6 protein-coding genes and 1 other RNA gene are annotated in these 6,579 nt (G+C 39.5%); 4 read left to right on the top strand and 3 right to left on the bottom strand.

The window, feature by feature from the left end; all coding sequences use genetic code 11:
- Positions 1–34: 34 nt before the first annotated feature.
- The 3 genes from DS885_RS11455 to rsmI all read right to left on the bottom strand — a co-directional run bounded on the left by DS885_RS11455 (position 35) and on the right by rsmI (position 2,761).
- Positions 35–1,099, bottom strand: coding sequence for a HEPN domain-containing protein (locus DS885_RS11455; RefSeq protein ID WP_113819567.1), 1,065 nt, complete (start codon positions 1,097–1,099; stop codon positions 35–37).
- Between the two features lie 390 nt (positions 1,100–1,489).
- Positions 1,490–1,862, bottom strand: an RNA gene (gene rnpB / locus DS885_RS11450) — RNase P RNA component class A.
- A 38-nt stretch (positions 1,863–1,900) separates the two neighbouring features.
- Positions 1,901–2,761: a 16S rRNA (cytidine(1402)-2'-O)-methyltransferase gene (gene rsmI / locus DS885_RS11445; RefSeq protein WP_113819566.1), complete on the bottom strand. Its 861-nt coding sequence runs from the start codon at positions 2,759–2,761 to the stop codon at positions 1,901–1,903.
- A gap of 118 nt (positions 2,762–2,879) precedes the next feature.
- Between rsmI and DS885_RS11440 the strand changes: the two genes are divergently transcribed.
- The 4 genes from DS885_RS11440 to DS885_RS11425 are packed head-to-tail and all read left to right on the top strand — an operon-like array spanning position 2,880 to position 6,529.
- A complete protein-coding gene (locus tag DS885_RS11440) occupies positions 2,880–5,006 on the top strand; it encodes a penicillin-binding protein activator (protein WP_147232353.1) in 2,127 nt (708 codons plus the stop codon).
- The gene (locus DS885_RS11435) at positions 4,975–5,343 is read left to right on the top strand and encodes a YraN family protein (RefSeq protein ID WP_113819564.1); all 369 of its coding nucleotides are present in this window, start codon (positions 4,975–4,977) and stop codon (positions 5,341–5,343) included. The genes DS885_RS11440 and DS885_RS11435 overlap by 32 nt, the downstream gene beginning before the upstream one ends.
- Before the next feature lie 8 nt (positions 5,344–5,351).
- Positions 5,352–5,939 carry a D-sedoheptulose-7-phosphate isomerase gene (locus tag DS885_RS11430; RefSeq protein ID WP_113819563.1) on the top strand — a complete coding sequence of 196 codons (588 nt, stop codon included), beginning with the start codon at positions 5,352–5,354 and terminating at the stop codon, positions 5,937–5,939.
- Positions 5,940–5,947: 8 nt separating this feature from the next.
- Positions 5,948–6,529 (top strand): BON domain-containing protein, encoded by a 582-nt coding sequence (locus tag DS885_RS11425; RefSeq protein WP_113819562.1) that lies wholly within the window; start codon positions 5,948–5,950, stop codon positions 6,527–6,529.
- Positions 6,530–6,579: the final 50 nt, after the last annotated feature.

The raw sequence follows: 6,579 nt of genomic DNA, 5'->3' as shown, positions 1-6,579 counted from the left end.
GAGCATCAAGCTCCGTTTAAGTGCCTTGTTATAGCTATATATCGGGGATCACATTTGTTTTCATTACAAATTTAAGTAGTGAATATCTAATAATCCTTTCCATACCAATAAATGTAGGGGAACGCTTAATAGCTTTTTTCATCTCTTTATCTTCCAACACGGGGTTTCCGTGGTGTACTTCTTCATTGTTATTCAAATAATCAACTGACATCCAGCCTGAAGGAGTTTTTCCTGCGTGCACATATTTACTTCGTAAATTATAAGCAGCTTTCAATCGTTGTTTGATATCAGATTTAGTTAACTTTGAAAAATCATGTTTAGACTCAGTTCTCTCAAAAAATTCATCATCCAAACAATCGATTAAAAATTTACAGAATGCTTCTGAAATACCCATTAATTTTTTACTAACTTGCTTATGAAGTTGCTCGCCGTCCTCACCTAGACTTTTCAACCTCTCTAGTAGTTCTTTACTATTACTATCCAGGAGCTCATCAACGCTGTATTTGAAATATGAAGCTAATATTTCACCAGCAGTGATTAAGCTGAGAAATGCAAGTTCTGGATTTTCTTCAACTATACGAAGAGATTGAAGATAGAAACGCCCTGCATACCAAAATGTCGACTGGGCATCAACAGTATCCTCATCATGTTGAAACAATACATTTTCTATTAATTTTATATTCTCAAGATCTAATTTTATTTCATAATCAACTCTAGGTTCAGAACTGTTTATAGTAAGGTTTTTGTTGTGTATCTTGTGATTTGAATTGAGATCTGGGAGGTAAGCCCAGCCATGCTGTTGCAAAAGCCCATGTGAATCAAATGCTTTTCCAAAAAGTACTGACATTGCAATACAAAAGTTCTCTCCAATTTGGCTATAATCAGGAATGACTACAGTATCATTTTTATACTCTGGAGTTTCTACTGTCACCTCTATGTACTGCTTGTATGTCCTTTCATCTATTCTCGCCGATTTCACTCCTAAATTTTCATTGGCCACTACAGCTCTAAAAACTTCATTTTCATAGTGCCCAACAAAATGAGATGGAGTAGAGATTAATAGCTTTGTAATATCTTTTCTGGGGAACGGAAGTGCCATATTTACTCCGTAGCTATAACAGTTTAGTAAACCGAAAAATTCCATATTTCCGGTGGAAATACAGAATATGTTAATTTGCTAAAATTAACATAACAATACCTTTACCAATCATAAAATCAATCAATTAAGTTATTTTGTCAAATCTTCATCATGAGAATGGATGGAAAAAGTCCAAATTAATAACGGTAATATGGAATATTGACTTCTCTGTATAAAAAACCGTCTCAAGCACCAAACCAAAGTGAGTTTATTACTTAACTCTTTATCTAGCCCAGTAACATTACCTTGTACTTTGTCCTCTTGTACCTTGTACCTTGTACCTTGTACCTTTCCACCCTGCTCCAGAAACGAGAAAGCCCCTAGTTTATTTTCATAAACTAGGGGCTGAATGGTTGGAGTTGGCCGATAAGCCGGGTTCTGTCGTGAATCGTCATTCGTCTAGGCCTGCAATCGCTCACAGGCTCAAGCAACCTACCCGCTTCCAGTATGGGCCATACCTCAGGAAGCCTATTTGGTCTTGCTTCGGGTGGAGTTTACCTTGCACTAATGATTACCCATTAGCCGGTGCGCTCTTACCGCACCCTTTCACCCTTACCTACTAATAAATTAGCAGGCGGTCTCCTCTCTGCTGCACTTGTCGTTAGCTCGCGCTACCCAGGCGTTACCTGGCACCCTGCCCTTTGAAGCCCGGACTTTCCTCCCCTCTAATAACATTGATAACAAGTTACCAACCCATTAAAGCGGCGACGATCTAGCCAACTCCGCGGCGGATTATACGGAAACTTATACAGATAACAAGGGTTAGAGGTTCTCTAAACCCCATTTATATAAGTCATTTTTCTTAAGGTGATGAATTTCAGCAGTGATAGCGGCTGCTTTTTTTAACGGTAACTCTTTTTTCAATAATGTCAGAGTGTTAATTGCCTCGACTGACAGCGCCCCTTGATCGTTAGTCGCGCCTGCGACCATTAACACAAATTCGCCACGACAATGGTTACTATCCGATGCTAACCACTCCAACATTTCACCGGCGGGTAGCACATAATAAGATTCAAACATTTTGGTTAATTCACGCGCAACCACTAATTTTCGGTCTTCTCCCATGATATTTATTATATGTTTTACGGTATCCTGCATACGGCGAGGAGATTCGTAAAAAATCATGGTTTGCGTTTCTTCAGAGAGTGCGGTTAATTTCTCTGTTTTTGCTTTTTCTTTGACGGGTAAGAACCCTTCGAAAGAAAAGCGGTCAGAAGGTAAGCCAGCGGCTGAAAGTGCAGTAATTGCAGCACATGCGCCAGGCACAGGTACAACATCAACCCCCGCTTCTCGGCATTCATTGACTAAATGATAACCAGGGTCGCTGATTAATGGAGTACCAGCGTCAGAAATTAATGCAACAGATTGACCTGCTTTTATTTTTTCAATCAATACACTACCGCGTTGGCGTTCATTGTGGTCGTGTAATGGGAAAGTAGGTTTGCTGATTTGGTAGTAACTCAGCAGTTTACCACTGTGGCGAGTATCTTCGGCAGCAATTAAATCAACGTTTTTTAAGATTTCAACGGCACGATAGGTAATATCACCGATATTGCCCAAAGGAGTGGCGACAATGTACAACTTTGCGCTTACTTCGTTATTTAATTGATTATTTTCAGACATATTCGACTCTAATAAGTGTTAAGGATTGTTTAACTAAGTCGGCAATATTACACTATAGGCATCTTGATACCTATCTGAAAACTGATCTTGAATTAGTTTGATTAAAAAGGACAATAATTTGACCACTGCAAATTTATCTAAACGTATTATACATTTCTATCTTGTTGCTTTAAGCATTTTGCTTGTTTCAGCTTGTACAAGTGTCGGGCAAGATAAACAAGGTGCGCCTGGCCTGTTCACGGAGTTCTATGAAACAGCGGAATACCTGCTACAAAAAGCAGAGGAAGTGAAGGAACCACAAAATACTGAATGGCAGTTAGCGGCGGTACAAGCCTTAACCAAAGAAAGTAAATATGTGTTAGCTGACTCAGTGATTGAATATTTACAAAATAAAACACTCAATGCACAGCAAAAAAATCATCTTCTATTATTGATAGCCGATAATCAATATGCGCAAAACCAGCTAGATGATGCGATGAAATCGCTTAAACGTATTGATGCGAGTGTGATTTCTGACCCTGCTAACCTACATTACCTGCAGTTAAAAACAGAATTGCATGTGCGTAATAAGCAGCATCAAGCAGCGGTTGATACCCTGTTCCAATTAACACCTTTATTAACCGGGGCTAAGCAAAAACAACAATACAATGATTTACTGCTTTCTGAATTAAATATGCTTGACCCAAGTGTCTTGAATCAGTTTAACAATACACCTGCTAATAGCCGCCAAAGCAGTTCAGCACCTGTTTCAGATGCCACGACAAACAACAGCTTTGATAGTGAATTAGCAGCCATTGAAGCACAAATAAATGCACAACAATCAACAAACACTGGAGCGACACCATTAACAGAGCAACAGATGTTTGAACAAGGTTGGTATGCTTTAGCAAGTATCTACCATCGTTATCAACTACGTACTAACCAATTATTACGTGGTGTAGAAGCATGGAAACTACTGTACCCAGATCACCCTGTGATTGATTACATGCCATCGCAATTACAAAATATTCCAGAAGCGACTCCATATCAGCCAACTAAGATTGCGGTATTGTTACCTTTAACAGGTCGTTTCAAAAAACCTGCTCAAGCTATCCAATACGGTATTAGTTATGCTTTTTACAATCAGGCTGATAACAAAAAACGTGAGCGCGAACAGCAAGTTGCTGGTTATGATACAAGTTTAGTGAACAGTGCAGGCGATGTACAAGGTATCAGTACAAGAGCTGACAGCGACTATATTGCAACACCACCACATATGTTGTTCCTTGATACTAATACAATGACCATGCAAGAGATTGCAGATCAATTACATAGCCAACACATTGGTTTTGTTATTGGCCCGTTATTAAAACCTAATGTAGAAGCACTATTACCTTTAGTGAAAGATATTCCTGTGTTGGCGTTGAACGGCTTTCCTGCTGATCAACGTACTTCATCAATTCACTATGCATTCCCACTATCACCAGAGGGTGAAGCGGAGCAAGCAGCTGAGGTTATCTTCCAAAACAAGCATAAAAAACCCTTACTGATAGCGCCCAATTCTAATTTTGGTCGCCGAACTGCAGCCGCGTTTGAGGCGCGTTGGAAGTCATTATCGGAAGCACAACAAGCTACTGATGAAAGTGTTGAAAGCTACCCTGCTGAAAGCCACTACTTCTCTAAAGATTCTGATTATGGGAAATTCTTAGCAAGTGCATTGCACACTGACCAAAGTAAAGAACGCATTAGCCAGATGCAAGGTATGTTGGGCAGAAAACTAGAAGCAGAAGTAAGAAGTCGCCGTGATATTGATGCCATTTACATTATTAGTAAACGTCGCGAGTTAATCTTTATTAAACCTTTCTTAGCAGTCACTATTAGCCCTTTTGCTGAGACCATTCCACTTTATGCAAGTTCGCGCAGTCATTCAGCGGATATCACTAATACGCAGGATAAAGAGTTAAACGGGCTCACTTTCTCTGATGTGAACTTTTTAATTAATGATGAAACTCAGATGAATGAGAAGATTCAAGCAATCTGGCCAAAACAGCGTTTAAGTACGTTACGTTTATTTGCCTTAGGGTATGATAGCTATAACTTAATTGAGCAATTAAAACCGTTACAGGTCATTGAAGGTTATAAATTCCCTGGTCTAGTGGGTGAATTAACCTTAGATGCAAACAATACCGTTGAGAGCAAGTTAACCTGGGCTACTTATGAGGATGGTAATTTAGTTGAAGTTACCTCGCCTCTTTCAAGCCAGTAATACCCGCGGCGTTCAAGCGGAACGGCAAGCTCTGGATTTTTTACAAAAACAGGGCTTGCAGTTAATTTGCCAAAACTTTTATTGTCGCTTTGGTGAAATCGATTTGATTATGTCAGATCAAGAAACATTGGTATTTATTGAAGTACGTTATCGAAAAAATCAGGATTTTGGTGGAGCAACCGCTTCCATTACAGCGCAAAAACAGCGAAAATTAATAAAGACCGCTAAGCACTATTTATCTCAGCTTGATCAAGAGCCCTATTGTCGCTTTGATGTGATTGCAATTAGCGAGTCAGCAACACAACCGCAATGGATACAAGATGCATTTCAAGAGTAATAAATCACATGGTTAATGAAAAAATCCACGCTCACTTTGCAGAGAGCATTCAAACTAAAATCGTTGCCGCAGAAGCCTTACCAGAGCAGATTGAAGCTGCTGCTGTTTTATTAAAAGATTGTTTAATCAACGGCCACAAACTGCTTATCTGTGGTAATGGTGGCGCTGCTGGTTTAGCGCAAATCTTCGCCTCACATTTACTAAATAAATATGAAACAGACCGCCCTGCTTTGCCAGCAATTGCGATCACTTCAGACTCATCTTTAGTGTCTGCAATTGCCAGCGACAGTCACTTTGATCAAATCTATGCGCGTCAAATTTCAGCCTTAGCACAACCGGGTGATGTGTTGATCACCATCAGTCACGGTGGTAATAGCCGCAATATGGTCAAAGCGGTTGAAACGGCATTAAGTAAAAATATCCAGATCATTGCTATGACAGGTGTTGATGGTGGTGAAATCGCCGGCCTATTAGGTCCTGATGATATTGAAATTCGCGCTCCTAGTGATAAAGGTGCGCGTATCGAAGAGATTCACATGTTGGTGGTGAATTGTTTAAGTGATTTAATAGACCAGCAATTATTCCCTCAATACTAGGACAGACAATGAGAACACCATTTTTTATCGTTACACTTTTACTTTCTACACTGGCTTTACAAGGTTGTGCAGGTGGTTTGATTGTGGCTGCAGGGACAGCAGTGGCAGTAAGCAGTGATGAACGTAGTATTGCACAGTTAGTGAAAGATGATGATTTATCGGAAGCTGCTATTGATGCCATTGTTGCTTCAGATGCTTATAGTAGAGAGATTCGTATTAATATCGTGGCGAATAATAGTTACCTGTTATTAATTGGTCAGATTGACTCTCAAGAACACAGTAATCAGATTGAAAGCCTATTAAATAATATTGATGGTGTGGCGGGTGTATATAACCAATTACGTGTTAATCAACCGATCAGCATTGTGCAACAAACACAGGACACTTGGTTAACCACTAAGGTGAAAAGCCAACTAACCGGTCACGATAAAATAAATCCATTAAAAATTAAAGTGGTGACAGAGAACGCAGAAGTATTTTTGATTGGGCAAGTAACTAAAGAGATGTCTGACTTTGCGACTGAAATAACCAGTAATATTGACGGCGTAAAACAGGTAGTAAGAGTATTTGAGATAATCCCAGCTAAATAGCGCTAAATATCCTCTCAGTAACTAAAACCAGACCTAACAAACGAAAAAAG

The sequence above is a fragment of the Psychromonas sp. B3M02 genome, assembly GCF_003318165.1.
In the GTDB taxonomy this organism is placed as follows: domain Bacteria; phylum Pseudomonadota; class Gammaproteobacteria; order Enterobacterales; family Psychromonadaceae; genus Psychromonas.
The sequence above is the reverse complement of the archived record's forward strand: the minus strand, read 5'-3'. Positions and strand labels throughout refer to the sequence as shown.